We start from the raw sequence: 15,634 nt of genomic DNA, 5'->3' as shown, positions 1-15,634 counted from the left end.
CTCTCCTTTCCTCTGCATGACGCACAATCCCTGCCGGATCCGTCACATACCAAATATCCGTCCCATTATTTCTGCCATGCCGCCCGATACAAAGAACGTTCCCAGGATGACCAGCAGCGAGACAAGAATCCCCTTCCAGCCAATCTTCACAAACTCCCTCCAGTCACGGCCCACGATTACACCTGCATATGCAAGGATCGGGGTCACTACCGCCATCAGGGCCACCTTATTGGCCCAGTAGATGACAAACCCGGATATAGGTGAAAACGGCATTGCAACCAGCATACCGATCAGCGCTATGTAAGCAACCGCCGGAAGGTTCCCAGGAATAAAATGCTTTACCGTGAGCCCGGCCAGGCTGATGGCAGCAAAGATAAGCATCCCCGGTATGGATTCCAGAAGCATTCCTCCATAGCCAACCATGTTACAGGCAACTGACAGGATTGCCACGATAATAAATGTCATGACCCAGTCAAAAAACTCACTCCCAAAACTGACTCTGTTCTCCTTATCCATATGAAATCCCCCTATTTTCCTTTTTTCATGGCCTTATAGATAACGTTCCCCAGCGGCACTGTGATGAACAGTCCCAGATACACTGAAATCGATGATGAAATCACATTGCTGATGCTGGCAAATGCAGTCAGCACATCCGGATTGGCTGCGGGCGCGGCCTCCATGACACCAGCCAGACCCGCCGTCATCATGGACGCGCTGCCCGCCCCCACTGCCATGGCTGCTGATTCCGGCGAAAAGATGCCAAGGCTGACAAATATGGGCGGCACGATACTCATGAAAATGGTTCCAAAAATAGTTCCCACAATGTAACATGTCATGACTCCCTTAAATTCAGCGGAATCAGCCCCAAACATATCGGAAATCAGGGCCACGTTAGGCTCGCGGCTCATGGCATGGGTCATGCCCACTGCCTCACGCCCCATCCCAAGCAGAAGGGCAATGGGAAGCGCGACCAGCAGGGTGCCCACATTTCCCAGGTTTTGGAGAATCAGTACAGGGCCTGCACTGATTACATCCTTGATGGATGCGCCGCTGGTAATCCCCAGCTTTGCCATCAGGAACGCCACGCTCAATGTCAGAAGCGCGGATCCGATTTCTGCCTGCTTTTCCTTTACAAACCGGATTGGCTTAATCATATAAACAATCAGGACAAAAATCATGGAATAAAGCAGCGGAAGAAGTGTAACCGTAACCCCGCCAACCGGTATCTTGATAGGGCCAACGGCCTCTGCCAGGATACAGCAAACCAAAATCACCAAATGGAACTTATAATCTCCCCAGTTCTTGTCTCTCCACATATGCATCCTCCATACAATCGTTTTGCTTTTACTGCCTCAGCTTTGAAATAACTTCGTCCCCCACCTGACTTGTGGTTGCCGTGCCGTCAAGGTCAGGCGTAAGCACCTTTTTCTCCTTCAGGATTTCCTCAATGATATCAATCAGCTTTTCCCCCCACTGTCTGTATCCAAAGAAATCCAGCATCTGGCTTGCCGACCAGACCGTGGCTAAGGGATTGGCCTTTCCCTGTCCCGCAATATCCGGCGCAGAGCCATGGATGGGCTCGAACATGGACGGGAACTCCCTTTCCGGGTTCAGGTTTGCTCCTGCCGCCAGCCCCATGCCTCCGGCAATTGCAGCGCCCAGGTCAGTCAGGATATCCCCGAACAGGTTGGAGGTGACCACTATCTCAAACCGTGCAGGGTCCTTTACCATGAACATGCTGGCCGCGTCTACCAGATAGGAAAATGTCTTTACATCCGGATAATCCTCACCCACCTCCTTAAATATCTGGTCCCAGAAAACCATGGAATAATTCAGTGCATTCCCCTTGCTGATACTGGTCAGGGTCTTGCCCTTTTCCCTTGCCAGATCATAGGCATAACGGATGATGCGTTCACATCCATGCCTGGAAAACACACCTTCCTGAAGCACGACTTCATGAGGTTTTCCCTTAAACAGCCAGCTGCCGCTCCCCGCATACTCGCCCTCGCTGTTCTCCCTCACAAATATCATGTCAACGTCTTTTCTGTCCACATCCTTAAGTGGACAGGGCGCCCCCTCCAGCAGCCTTACCGGCCTGAGGTTCACGTACTGGTCAAAACTTTTGCGTATGTTCAGGAGCAGGTCCCACAGTGAAATATGGTCCGGCACACCAGGATATCCCACTGCCCCTAAAAAGATGGCATCATACTGCTTCAGCTTTTCAATCCCGTCCTCATCCATCATTTTCCCTGTCTTTAAATAGTACTCGCATCCCCACGGAAAAAATGTGAATTCAAACGAAAATCCTCCGTCGCATTCAGCCACCTGTTTTAAAACCCTGACCCCCTCAGCCAGTACTTCGGGCCCAATGCCATCACCTGCAATCACAGCAATCTTATGTTTCTTCAATGCCGTATCCCCCCTTGTTTTTTTGTATGCTTATATCGTAAACATTTATTTGTCATAAGTAAAATATTTTTTTCTGATGAAATCATCAGAAAATCTTATATCAAAAAACGGCAAAAAAAGAAAGGGCATGACCCTTCCACGGTATATTCCATACCTGAAACAGCCATACCCATTCTTTACACTACTGTAAACCGTTCCCCGGCCTTTAACCCCAGCTCCAAAAGCCGTTTCCGCAGACCTGCCTTTACCTCGGCATAGAGGGGATCCGCAATAAGGTTGTTCCTCTCCAGCGGGTCCTGCCCCAAATCAAACAGATACTTTTCCCGGTAGACATCACTGCCGCTCTGCGTCCAGGGATTGGCCTCAGGGGCATATACCACATATTTATACTGTCTGGTGCGCAACGCCCTGCCCACAAAGCTTTCGCTGATCTGTATATAGACCTCCTCCTTCCAGTCAGGCGCGTCCAGTTCCTGGAGCGGCCGCCCCTGAAGGTCCAGTTTCCCGGTTTCAATCCCGGCCGCTGTCAGGATGGTCCTTGGCAGGTCCAAAAGGCTAACCACCCGTTCCTCGTTTACGCCTTTCCCGAATCCATCCCCCTTAATCAGCATGGGGACATGGATGGTTCCCTCAAAGCTGTTGCGCTTATAGTCATCATATCCATGTTCCGCCACCTCATCTGTACGGGTGCGGAAATGGCAGCCGTGGTCACTGGCGTAAATCACCATGGTCCGGTCATAAATCCCCTTTTCCTTCAGCGCCTTAACCACCCGGCCGAAATTGGTGTCCAGGGCATGGCAGCAGCCCAGATAATCCGGGTAGAATTCTTCCCAGTCCCCTTTCCCGGGCTCCAGGTCCGGCGGCGGCACAAAGTCCCCGAACCGTTCCTTACTGCCCTCAGGTCCCTCATAGTCCCCCCTGTCATTCTGATGATGGGGCTCAATATGGGAAACCATGAGGAAAAACGGTTTTTCACTGTCATACTCCTCTATATAGCGGACCGCATGGCCGGTCAGGCAGTCAGTCCTGTATCCTGTGAATTCCAGTTTATTGCCATCCTTGTCATACACATAACCGCCGTATCCATGGGAGGTAAATTCCAGCACATCCGCCGCCATCCAGTAGTCATCATATCCGCCCCTGCGTTCCGGGGGAACCGGTATGGTTTCATAGTGGTTCCCATGCTCATCCGAAGCCAGATGCCATTTTCCCACATAAGCCACCTGGTACCCACCCTCTTTCAGGTAACGGGCCAGGGTTTTCTGCCCCAGCGGAAGGGAGACCGCGTTGCGGTAGCAGCCGGTCTGGGTCGGATACAGCCCGGTCTGGAGCATGGCCCGGGCCGGGCCGCACACCGGCTGTGGTGTGAACGCATTGGAAAAATTCACCGCGTCCTCACATGCGAACCGGTCCAGGCACGGTGTGACCGGCAGGGGCTGCCCGTTGCACCCCAGGGTGTCCGCCCGCTGCTGATCGGAAAAGAAAAAAACAATATTCTGCTTCTGTTTCATGACATCCTCCATTTCTCAAACCACAGTGCCATTCTTCAGGCACCCTATTCCTTGACCGCCCCGGCGGTAAGGCCTGCTATCATGTATTTCTGCAAAAAGATGAAGATGATCAGGATGGGGATGGCCGCGCCCACCGCTGCCGCCATAACCCGTCCCCAGTCATAATTGTACTCGCCCAGATAAGTCATGGCAATGCCCGAGGCAAGGGTGCGCATCCCGGTCTTGTTGACCAGGGTCAGGCCCCAGAGGAAATCCTCCCAGGAAATCAGGAAGGAATACAGCCCCACTGCCAGGATTCCCGGCTTAACCAGGGGCAGAATCACCTGTATGAGGGTCCTTCCCTTGGAGCAGCCGTCAATGTAGGCCGCCTCCTCCAGGGACTTTGATATGGTGTCAAAGAATCCTTTGAGGATCCACACCGACATGGGAAGCGCGTTGGTGGAACAGGCCAGCACCAAAGCCGTATACGTATTCAAAAGCCCCAGGCGGAAGTACATGTTGTAAAGGGCAATGAGAAGCGTCATGGCCGGGAACATCTGGGTGGACAAAAACAGCATCATCACAAATCTGCTGCCCTTGAAACGGTATCTGGAAAATGAATAGGCTGCCAATACCGCCAGGATAAGGGTCACCAGGGTGGTGACTCCCGATACAATCACATTGTTCCTGTAGAATATAAGGAACTTGCCGTCTGTCAGGATTCCCCTGTAATTGTCCATGGTGGCTGTAACCGGGACAAACTGGGGCGGAAGCTTTAAAATGGCTTCATTGGGCTTAATGGAAGTGAGCAGCATCCAGTATATGGGAAAAACAAAGCATATGGTAATGGCTGTTATGGACGCATATTTCAAAATGGACCGCCATGTTTTCTTTTTCATCCGCGCACCTCCTTAATATTCCACTTCTTTGGCGGAAAGGACCTTATTGTAAATTGTGGAGAAAATCATCAGGAACACCAGCCAGCACACGCCGATGGCAGCGCCCTTGCCCAGGTTAAAGCCCGAGAACGCGGTCTCATAAGTGTACAGAGGCAGTGTGGTCGTGGCCCTTACCGGGCCGCCGCCTGTCATGGTGAAGAACAGCACGAACATCTGGAAATTGGAGACAATGGAGGTAAGGGTCACTGTCTTTACAACCGGCATGATACAGGGAACCGTGATGCATAAAAATTTCTGCTGTCCGGTGGCCCCGTCTATCTCAGCCGCTTCCTTCAAATCCTCGGGCACGGTCTGAAGCCCGGATAAGAGCATGATCATCATAAGGGGCATCTGCTTCCAAACCGCGGATATGACCACGCCCACCATGGCTGTCTTCGGGCTGCCAAGCACACTGTAATCCCCCAGGTTCAGCAGATAGTTCACAATACCGTACTGGGGCTGGAAAATAAACATCCAGGTAACCGCCACCACCAGGGACGGAATGGTCCAGGGAAGGAATAAAAGGCTGCGGAACAGCTTTCTTCCCTTCAGGCTCCTGCTGTTTAGCAAAAGCGCCACGCCCAGCCCGATAAAAAACTGGGATACCACCGTGCCGCACACATAGATAAGGGTCCGCCCAAAGGTGCGGATGAATTCAGCGTCCTTGAACACTGCCCTGTAGTTGGCAAAATTGTTCCACGTTATGTTATTCATGTCCAACAGGTTATAGTGATAAAAACTCATTCCAATCACAACAAACACAGGTATGATGATGGTTACCGTAAGCATTGCCACCGCAGGCACCAGAAGCATCACCATAAACCAGTTGACTTTTTTCTTTGTTCCCATGCTAGCCCTCCCATTGATAAAAGCGGAGCGGATGCAGGATGATCTGCAGCCGCTCCTGATTCAGACTGATACTTCCCTGACTTCTGGATTATCTTTCTGCGCGCAGTGCTTTTACTGCATGCGCTTATTGTCCATACATCTCCCTGATGGTGGCGTTGGTCTCCTCCAGCACCGTGGTAATGTCCTCATTGTTCACAACAATACGCTCGATGGCCTTTGTCACCTCATTCATGGCATTGTCAAACATTGCATTGGTTGCCGGAAGGGGGCTGGCTGTTTCGGACTGCTTGTTAAATACTTCCATGAAGTAGTCCTCATTCATCTCAGGCAGGGTGGCTATGGATTTCCTTGCAGAGAGGACCGCATTGGATTTGTGGTATTTTAACATTGCATCCTTGCCGATGAGGTATTCTATCAGCCGGACCGCTGCTTCCTTGTGCTCCGATTTCTCAAACACAGCCAGCTGATGCTCCGTATAAACAGTCTCGCTTCTTCCTGTCTCTCCTGCCGGAATAATGGCAATGCCCATCTTCTTATCAAATTCCTCGCCGATGCCGCTGCTGGCGCGGAATGCGCCGCGGCCCATGTCGCCGTCAAATATGATGCCGATCTGCCCGGATGCAAACAGTCCGCGCAAATCCTTGATTTCCAGTCCGGCCGGAATCACCTTGGCATCTACCAGCTCCTTGGTCCAGGTAAGGGCTGCCACATTGCCTTCATTGTTCAGGTCCACATTACCGTCCCCATCCACAAAATGTCCGCCAAAGGCATAGAATATACCGTTAAAAACAGTTCCGGTGTGGGCCACCTTTCCGGTGGGAAGTCCCAGGCCATAGATGGTATTGCCGGAATCATCCTTGCCCAGGGCCGCCACTGCCTTGGCTGCCTCTGTCATCTCATCCCAGGTTGCCGGCACCTCCTCCGGATCCAGACCGGCCTTGGTAAATAAATCCTTGTTGTAATACATGGCAATCGGATGGGGCGCCCATGATAATGCCTTTACCTTGCCGCCATACGTGGTGCCGGACAGATAACCTGGATAGATGTCATCCAGCACATCCTTGGAAGCCAGGGAATCCAGTTCTGCTAGGATGCCTGCCCCGTTAAACGCGCTCATCATCTGTGAATTGCCCATGATCACGTCCGCCGCATTGCCCGATGTACCGGCTATCAGGACCTGGTCCTTGTACTGGTTGAATGGGATTGCCTGGGACTCAACCTTGATGTCCGGATTGGCAGCCATGAAATCATCCAGCAGTTCCTTAAAGATTGCCGATGTCGCCTCCTCTGCCTCCAGCCAGTTGCTGATGGTAATTGTAACCTGTTCTCCCGAAGCAGCCTCTGCTGCCTCGGGTTCTGCCGCCGCCTCTGTCTTGGCCGCCTCAGTTTTAGCAGCCTCAGTGGGCGCGGCTGTGGTGGACGTCTGCCCGCCTCCACATCCGCTGAGGGCCAATCCCCCAACCATCAGTGCCGACATCATGATTGCAAGTGTTTTTTTCATAAGAAACCTCCTCTTCTCTGCAGCAGTCAGTGCTGCGGTTTATATAACCCCGTTTCATATACTGTAATTAGATTATAAACAAAGTCCCTCCAAAGTTGAAGGGACATAAAATTTGGTTTTAGTGCTATTTTTATAGTTTATGTTGATAATATGTTATTTTTTTGTCTAAATCAACGGTCTGCATTGGGCGTGTTTCCAAATTTTTCCTTATAAATCCTTGTAAAATGCTTCGTGCTCCCATATCCCACCATCTCCGCAATGGCTCCGATCTTAAGGTCCGTGTTAAGGATCAGCTTGCGCGCCTTTTCCATGCGCAGGTCCGTCACATAATCAATGTATTTCTTTCCGGTCTGTTTCTTAAACAGCGTGGAAAAATAAGCCGTGTTCATATGGACTGCCTGGCTCACCTCCTCCAGGCTGATGCTCCTGTAGAAATTATGCTCTATGTACTGGATTGCCTTGCCAATGCTTCCCCCGTCTTCTGCCGCCTCCTCCTTTTCACCGTCCTCTGTCCGCATGGTTTCTGCCTTCATGTCCAGAAGACGCTCCAGGCAGGCCGCTACCTCAAACCGGTTCAGGGGCTTTAGGATATATTCCCGCACCCCGCACCGGATGGCTGTCCTGGCATATTCAAAATCCCGGTACGCGCTGATAATCACATAGCTGCACTGCGCCCCGTCGGCCTGGGCCTTCTCAATCATTGCAAGCCCGTCCATCACCGGCATACGGATATCTGTAATTACCACATGGGGATTCCACATTGCAATGGCTTTATAGCCCTCCAGCCCATTGTCGCACTCCTGCACCTGCACGTCCCTGCAGACACCCTCCACGATTTTACAGATACCTTTGCGGATTAAATCCTCATCTTCACAAACCAGAACCCGTTTCATTTTCCCCACCCCCCTTTTCCAATGGAATCCTCAGCGACACAATGGTGCCTGTCCCTGCGCCGGAACGCAGGGTCACCCGGCTTTTCTCCCCGAACAGCAGCCTAAGCCTCCTGCTTAAATTGCGCAGGGCATAACAGTCCATGGTATTCTCCTGGCAGTCCGGGTCCAGCAGGAACCGCACCCTGGCCAGCCGCTCATGGGAAACCGTGGCCCCGTCATTGAATATGCGAAGCTCCAGGAAACCCCTGCGCCTGCATATGGACACCAGGATCTGTTTGTGGTTGGGCGTGTCCTCAAACCCATGCCGGAAGGCGTTTTCCACCAGGGGCTGTATGGTGAGCCTGGGCAGCTTTTCCTCAAGACATGCCTCCTCCACCTGGTACTCCATCTGAAACCGGTCCGGGAAACGGATTTTCTGGATCGTCACATAATTCCTTACATTCTCCAGTTCCTCCCGGACCGTCACCAACGGGGACGGCTCCATGGAATAGCGCATCATCAGTGAAAATGCCTGTGTCATATCCACAATCTCATAGTGGTCCTTTACCAGGGCCATCATGGAAATACTCTCCAGTGTATTGTAAACAAAGTGCGGATTAATCTGGCTCTGAAGGGCGCGCAGGGTTGCCTGCTGGCTCTCAATCTTCACCAGGTATTCATTCTCAATCAGCTGTTTCATGTCCCTGGCCATGGTATTGAAGCTGCGGGCAAGCTCTCCAATCTCATCCTTCAGCCCGTCCTTAACCTCCACCTCCAGGTCCCCGGCAGCAATCCGCCTGGTTGCTTCCCCAAGCCGTATGATCCTTCCGGCCACCCAGTCGGCCAGCATCTTATCCATCAGATAAATCAGAATTATCAGCACCGCCATGCCCGCCATAAAGTAAATAAAAGCAGCTGTATACCCCTGCCGCAGTTCCTTCATCTGAAGCCTGTACTCCACCTGGCTGTCAAGCATCCTGGAGTAGGAATACAGGGATACATAATGCCCTTCCTTCCCCTCATTTGCCGAGATGATCCGGTTCCCCTCAAATACAATGGAGTCCCCGTCCCCTGCGGCCAGTTCATAAAAAGGCTGAACCATTGCCTGTTTGTCCAGCTCCATATAGACCAGCCCCAGCACCCCGCCGTTGCGCACGCTGATGATATTGGAGGCCAGGATCCATACCGGTCTCTGGTCCTGCACGGAAATCCCTTCTGTCTGCGCAAAGGATTCCTTTCCTGCCAGAAGATTCTCAAACCAGGGCTCCCCTCCGTATATCCCGGACAGCGGCTGGTCCGAAAAATCCCTGGAATATGTCCTGTCCGCTTCCTTGATATAGATGGATATGGCCGCGGTCCTTCTGCCCACCGTGGACACATTGGCAAGGCGGTTCCTTAAGAAATCCCTCAAATCAAGCTGCTCTTTATAGGTTCCGGACACATAATTATCAATGGCAGTCTGCATATTCATGTCCGTAACCATGAACGCCAGGCTTTCCTGGGCCTGGTTAAAATATCCGTCCATTTCCTCCACCGTCTTATCTAACAGCAGCTGCGCCTGACGCCTGGCGCTTTCCGCGCCGGTATTGACAAACACAAAGAAAACCACTGCAAATATAACCACAATCGGCACAATGGCCACCAGCCATGTGGACAGTATCAACTTCTTACGGATGGGCGCGTTTTTAAATGCCCCCAGCCCGAAAAGCTGTTTCATGCTTCCCATCCCCCTCTTTTGCCCCCAACATCAAACACAGCCTAAACCTGAGTCATGGATTGGATTTGATATACTTCTTCGTGAACTCCAGGAATCTGGCCGCATCGTGGAACATGTGCTGGTTCTTTTTCCAGACCAGGCCAATCCGGATATGCAGCGGGTCCTCCAGGGATATCCCCCTGATATCCGGCACGGTCTGCGCAATATCCCTGAACATGAATCCTCCGGCAATCCCATCGGAAATAAACTCCTTAATCGTATAAAACTGGCTGGAATAATGCAGGATATTTGGCCGGAGTCCTTCTTTCCCAAACCGCTCTTTTATGACCTCATTCTGATAAAACCCATCATTAAACATAATCAGCGGCTCCTCTTTTATCTCTTTGATTGACACGGTCCCCCTGTTTGCCAGGGGATGGTTTTTGGATACGCAGAACACGGTTTCCGTATCCGCCATCCTTAAGATATTATAAGCGTCCTCCGACAGCTGGTTGGTGGGCAGAATAGCAAAATCAAGGACGCTGTCATCCAGCATTTCCAGAAGATACCGGCTTCCTCCTTCCCTGGAATTAAGCATGACCTCCGGGAATGTCTTCCTGAATTCCTTATACATTTTAGGAAACAGGAAGGTTCCAATCATAGGCGGAATCCCCAGGTTAATCCGCTTTCTCTGATTCCCCATGTCGCACATCATCTGGTTCAGCTCATCTGCCTGTTCCAGCAGCACCGTGGCCCTTTCATAAAAATACGTGCCTTCCCTGGTTATCTCAAACCCCTTGTTGTTCCTTTGAAGAAGCAGGATCCCAAACTCATTTTCCAGTTCCCTGATTGCCATGGAGATAGAAGGCTGGGAGACATGAAGCTCTGCCGCAGCCCTTGTTATGTTGCCGTTTCTGCAGGCCGCGCAGAAATATTGTAATTGGTGCAGTTTCATAGACTCCTCCTCCCGGTCAGGATACAGCCGCGCCGGCAAACCCTCCATTGTGGGTTTCCTTGGCCCGGTACAGGGCGGCATCTGCCAGTTTAGCCAGCTCCGTATAGCTGTCGCCTCCATGTGCAATCACAGCGCCTGCGGATAATGTTATGGGCGGGATATTCCTCCTGGCCGCCTCTTCCGACAGGGTATGGTTGATATCCTCCACAATCCGCGCTGCAACCGAATAGTCATTTGTATTGGCCACAAATATGGAAAACTCATCCCCATGGAGCCGGGACGCCAAATCGATTGTCCTGATCCGCCCGATTATCATCTGGGCCGACAGTTTAATCACCTCATCACCGGCCAGATGCCCGTAATTATCATTAATCGATTTAAAATGGTCGCCGTCCAGCATGATGAGGATCCCGCTTTGACCTGTTTCCATGGATTCAATGCATTTTGATACATTTTCACGGAATGACTTGAAATTCATCAGGCCTGTCAGGTCATCAACCGCGGCAGCCCTCCGGGCCGCGTGCAGGGCAAGTTCCAGCCGCTTCTGCATCTGTCCCAGTTCCACATAAGCCGCGCGCAGCTCCCTGTTCTTCTGTTCCTTGCCCACACGCCCCGCCCCGTAGATCAGCAGCAGTTCCAGGAGCAGGAACGGGACAAGCCAGACCTGTACCGTGGCCTTCAGCATGGACCATACCGGCACCAGCAGGACCACATGGTACATGTCCCCGTGACGCAGGTAACCATAGTAATCCGTATCCCCAAGTTTTACACGCAGCGCCGTGCTCTCCTGCTCCAAAAGCCTTGGCAGGCCGCTGTTAAAGCTTTCGCAAAAGACCTGGAAGGAAGAGGCTGACCGGATCTGCCCGTCCATCTTCTCCCGCTGCTCCCCGGTCAGCTCCAGGGAAGCTTCAATGGAGGCAGCCAGTGCGGACCCAGCCTCCTTTGGGGACGTATAAAGGTTACCGCCCAGATAATCCTCATTCATGCTTCCGATGATCGTGCCGTTATTATCAAACAGCAGCATCTGTTCCCCGTCATATGCCTTCATTGAGGACACCAGCTTCTGTATGTCCCCCATGCGTATATCGTAGGCAAACACGGTTTCCCCATCCGGCTGCAGCTGGGAAATGGTGGAAAGTATGTAGTTATTTGCATAGCTCATATAAGGCGGCGTGAACACAATCTGTCCATTTCCCTTTACCGCGTCCGTATACCACGGACGTGATGTGGCCGCATACCCCGTATCCTCATACTCCGAATACGGTGTATCCCAGCTGTACAGGTACCGTCCTTTGTAATACATATAAAGCCCGTCAAATGTATCCCCCTCTATCTCCAGCATCCGGGAATCAATCTTCTTCAGATAATCCCAGATTTCATCCGGATCCGGATGTTCCTCAATCTCACGTGCCATGATATGGGCAAACAGCTGAAAGGAGTGTATGTAGTTCCCCATCACGTCCTCCACCCCATCCATGGAGGCTTCTGCATGCCCCGTCATGGCGGCATCCACAAATCCGGCCTCCCTTTTGCCCAGTATCAGAACAGCCAATACATTTACCAGCAGAAAAAAAATTGTATAATAAAACCTTCTATACCACTTTTTATTCTTTTGCATCCCCATATCCCCATTGGTTCCACTTTCTGCATTTTTCTGTTATTATATCATGGAAATGTAATAAAACAAAATAGTTGGATTATGTTAAGTTATTGACAATCCATCCTCCATTTCCATACTGTAATCACAAATTATATCTAATAATCCATGCTCCATACTATTTTGACTCAATTTTACCGGTTCAATATTATAAGCTAACGTAAGCAATTCCGTTAAGTAATCATCATCATATTTATTCGCCCTTTGTGTAGATATAAAATTAAGAAGCCAAATAATTTTTTCACCAAAAATCTTTCCAGCATGATTATTTTCCCCTCTTTAATATACATAGAATCAAAAAACTTCGTAAAAAATCTTACGAAGTTTAATCTAAAAAGTCCTCATTTTCATTTGTATCTAATTGAAATAAATCCTCATCTATATATTCTTCCAGCAATTCTTCCAGTTCCTCTTTAGTTAAAGATTTTATTGTCGATATATCTTCATTATAGTCCTCTACCAACACTTTTAATAATTCCACTCTAGTCATATATCGGTTAATCCTTTCCCTAAAGCATTTACTATTAAAACTCTATCACAACCAATCATTTAAATCAACTCAAACATTTTGATTTAAATTTCAATCTGTTTTATATAATTTTCAATGTGCTTATTATAACCATCATAATATTAAATCATATACAAAAATGTTTTTATAGTTTTTGCAACAGCCATTCCACAATGCCGTGCTGTGCCTCTTCCAAATAAAAGAACACATCATATTCATTTCCCTTGTCACTCAGTCTCTTCTCCGCCGTAATCCCAAACTCCTCCCCCTTTTCTGTCAGGCGTTTCCGGGGAGTCCCGTTCAAAAACCACACTTCAAAGTATCCTCTGTCCATCAGCCACTGCTCCACTGATTTTATGGTCAGCCGTTTCATGGCCTCCCCGTCACGCAAATCATTAATCTGTCCAATAAAGTCACTGAGCGTGACACGTTCTGAATAATGGATCTGCTCTGCCAATTCCTCTGTCATCGCAAACCCTGTCTTTGACTTCCTGCTTTTCCCTCTCTTAACCGCGCCCGTCTCCGCAGCCCCGCCTCCGGACGCATGCTTATGGCTTTCTGTCTCCCTGTCCTGGATTCCAGTATCCCAGGCATCCATGGCCGTCTCCAGGTTCCAGTCGTCAAATTCATCGCTGTCACTGCTGAAATATAAATCATCCCCATCATAACAGGAGGCATCCAAATTGGCTTCCTCAGCCTCCGGCCCTCCTGCGGCTGCTTTTACACAGTCCAGGAATCTCCCGCCGTATTTATCAAACTTAAATTCCCCAACCCCGGATACGGTCAGCATCTCTGCTTTTGTCCTTGGCTTCACCATGCACATGGAAACCAGCGTCTTATCGGAAAACACAATATAGGGCGGCACATTCTCTTCCTTTGCAATCTCTGTGCGCAGCGCCCGCAGCTTCTCAAATAAGCCCTCGTCCGTTTCAGACAGGGAAACACCCGGAACCCTGCCTTTCTTCCCCTTCTTCTCACTCTTCATCCTGGCCGGATGCTCCTGTTCCCTGGCCATCTTCATGAACACGGCCGCGCCTTCATGCAGCACATCCCCGGACTTCCCGGTCAGCCGTACAATGGCATACCCGTCATTGGTCACCCCCAGATACCCGTCAAGCATCAGATGGTTCATCACCTGGCGCAGCTTATATGTGGGCACCTTTGCCAGTTCTGCGTAATAGGGATTCTCATCCATCCTGTAATTGCGTATCTTAGCCGTGTTGGCCCCATGGACCGTATCAATGATCACATTGGTCCCATACCTCTGCCGGCAGCTCTCCACGCACCCAAGCAGCGCCCTTGCAATATCCGTCACGTCCACCTCCTCAAACTGGCTCAGGCAATTGGAGCAGTTCCCGCAGTAATTGCTGCCGTATTCCCCAAAGTAGCGCAGTATGTAATCCCTCAGGCACTCATTGGTAAAGCAGTAAAATGTCATCTTGCGCAGCCGTTCCCTGTCCCTCTCCATGACAATCTCACGGGTCATTGCATCCAATGCCTCGTTATCCTGGTTATGGTCAATAAAAAACTGGTTGGTCACCACATCCTGACCCCCGTACAAAAGGATACACTCCGCAGGTTCACCGTCACGGCCGGCCCTTCCTGCTTCCTGATAATAGGATTCCATATTCTTCGGCATATTATAATGCACCACAAACCTGACATTGGACTTGTCGATTCCCATGCCGAAAGCATTGGTTGCCACCATGATCTGGGCCCTGTCATAGATAAAGTCTTCCTGGTTCTGCTTACGCTCCCCATCGCTTAATCCGGCATGGTACCTGGTCATGGAAAAACCTTCCCTGATAAGCTGGCTGCAGACCTCCTCCACCACCTTCCTGGTCAGGCAGTAAATAATCCCGCTCTCCCCCTTGTGCCGTTCCAGATAATTCACCAGCGTGGCATACTTATCTTTGGGGTTCTGGACGGCAAAGTAAAGATTGGAACGGTCAAAACCCGTGGTCATCACCTTGGGGTCCCTGAGCATAAGGATGTCGATGATATCGTCCCTTACCTCGGCCGTGGCGGTTGCTGTAAACGCGCTTACAACAGGCCGCACCGGCAGCCGGTTTATAAAATCCACAATCTTCAGATAACTTGGCCTGAAGTCCTGTCCCCACTGGGACACACAGTGGGCCTCATCCACTGCCACCATGGATATCTTCACCTGCCCATCCAGGGCAAACCGCAGGAAATCCTCGGACACCAGCCGCTCCGGCGCCACATAGATAATGGGATACCTGCCTGCCCGCGCCAAATCAAGGACCTTATAATACTGGGCCGCGGTCAGGGAACTGTTAATATAGGCGGCCAGGATCCCCACCTGGTTTAAGTTGCTTACCTGGTCCTTCATCAGGGATATGAGAGGCGAGATGACCAGGGTAATCCCATCCATCATAAGGGCGGGAATCTGATAGCACAGGGACTTGCCCGCGCCCGTGGGCATGACTCCCAGCACATCCCTTCCCTCTAAAATGCTGTTAATCAACACATCCTGTCCGTCCCTGAATGTGTCGTATCCAAAGTATTGTTTTAATATTTCGTATTGTGTCATTTGCCATTCCTTCTGTGAAAATGTGTTTTGCTAATACCTTTCATTATATGGGAGTTTGATTTTGACTTCAAGTGATAATATTTTTTCTGATGGGGCTTATATGGATTCCGGGCAATATGCCGGCTGATAAAGATATGGATGCTACAGAACTGTTGCCTTAAGAAAACAAGGGCAGAATCATTATAACGGATGTACAGGCGGATTA

At 50.5% G+C, this 15,634-nt stretch carries 13 protein-coding genes; all 13 read right to left on the bottom strand.

Annotated features, from left to right (window positions below; genetic code table 11):
- Window positions 1-42 precede the first annotated feature (42 nt).
- Window positions 43-516 carry a hypothetical protein gene (locus tag DWX59_RS15595; protein WP_117560143.1) on the bottom strand — a complete coding sequence of 158 codons (474 nt, stop codon included), beginning with the start codon at window positions 514-516 and terminating at the stop codon, window positions 43-45.
- Window positions 517-527: 11 nt separating this feature from the next.
- On the bottom strand, window positions 528-1,316 hold the full coding sequence (locus DWX59_RS15590) for a DUF3100 domain-containing protein (protein ID WP_227116714.1): 789 nt from the start codon (window positions 1,314-1,316) through the stop codon (window positions 528-530).
- Between the two features lie 28 nt (window positions 1,317-1,344).
- Window positions 1,345-2,409 carry a tartrate dehydrogenase gene (locus DWX59_RS15585; RefSeq protein WP_117560141.1) on the bottom strand — a complete coding sequence of 355 codons (1,065 nt, stop codon included), beginning with the start codon at window positions 2,407-2,409 and terminating at the stop codon, window positions 1,345-1,347.
- 176 nt (window positions 2,410-2,585) lie between these two features.
- Window positions 2,586-3,920: a sulfatase family protein gene (locus DWX59_RS15580; protein WP_117560140.1), complete on the bottom strand. Its 1,335-nt coding sequence runs from the start codon at window positions 3,918-3,920 to the stop codon at window positions 2,586-2,588.
- A 44-nt stretch (window positions 3,921-3,964) separates the two neighbouring features.
- Window positions 3,965-4,798 (bottom strand): carbohydrate ABC transporter permease, encoded by an 834-nt coding sequence (locus tag DWX59_RS15575; protein ID WP_117560139.1) that lies wholly within the window; start codon window positions 4,796-4,798, stop codon window positions 3,965-3,967.
- A gap of 12 nt (window positions 4,799-4,810) precedes the next feature.
- Window positions 4,811-5,686, bottom strand: coding sequence for a carbohydrate ABC transporter permease (locus DWX59_RS15570; protein WP_117560138.1), 876 nt, complete (start codon window positions 5,684-5,686; stop codon window positions 4,811-4,813).
- Between the two features lie 124 nt (window positions 5,687-5,810).
- Entirely contained in the window at window positions 5,811-7,187 is a 1,377-nt protein-coding gene (locus DWX59_RS15565; RefSeq protein WP_117560137.1) for an ABC transporter substrate-binding protein, read from the bottom strand.
- 170 nt (window positions 7,188-7,357) lie between these two features.
- Entirely contained in the window at window positions 7,358-8,080 is a 723-nt protein-coding gene (locus DWX59_RS15560; protein WP_117560136.1) for a response regulator transcription factor, read from the bottom strand.
- Window positions 8,058-9,776, bottom strand: coding sequence for a sensor histidine kinase (locus tag DWX59_RS15555; protein ID WP_117560135.1), 1,719 nt, complete (start codon window positions 9,774-9,776; stop codon window positions 8,058-8,060). The genes DWX59_RS15560 and DWX59_RS15555 overlap by 23 nt, the downstream gene beginning before the upstream one ends.
- A gap of 52 nt (window positions 9,777-9,828) precedes the next feature.
- On the bottom strand, window positions 9,829-10,710 hold the full coding sequence (locus DWX59_RS15550; RefSeq protein WP_165640945.1) for a LysR family transcriptional regulator: 882 nt from the start codon (window positions 10,708-10,710) through the stop codon (window positions 9,829-9,831).
- Window positions 10,711-10,726: 16 nt separating this feature from the next.
- A complete protein-coding gene (locus tag DWX59_RS15545; protein WP_235845071.1) occupies window positions 10,727-12,262 on the bottom strand; it encodes a diguanylate cyclase domain-containing protein in 1,536 nt (511 codons plus the stop codon).
- Window positions 12,263-12,692: 430 nt separating this feature from the next.
- A complete protein-coding gene (locus tag DWX59_RS28745; RefSeq protein ID WP_165640943.1) occupies window positions 12,693-12,848 on the bottom strand; it encodes a hypothetical protein in 156 nt (51 codons plus the stop codon).
- A gap of 172 nt (window positions 12,849-13,020) precedes the next feature.
- Window positions 13,021-15,429: a DNA helicase RecQ gene (recQ, locus tag DWX59_RS15540; RefSeq protein ID WP_117560132.1), complete on the bottom strand. Its 2,409-nt coding sequence runs from the start codon at window positions 15,427-15,429 to the stop codon at window positions 13,021-13,023.
- Window positions 15,430-15,634 lie beyond the last annotated feature (205 nt).

The organism is Enterocloster aldenensis, from assembly GCF_003434055.1.
In the GTDB taxonomy this organism is placed as follows: domain Bacteria; phylum Bacillota; class Clostridia; order Lachnospirales; family Lachnospiraceae; genus Enterocloster; species Enterocloster aldenensis.
Note: the sequence above shows the minus strand (reverse complement) of the source record. Positions and strands in the feature narration are given on the sequence as shown.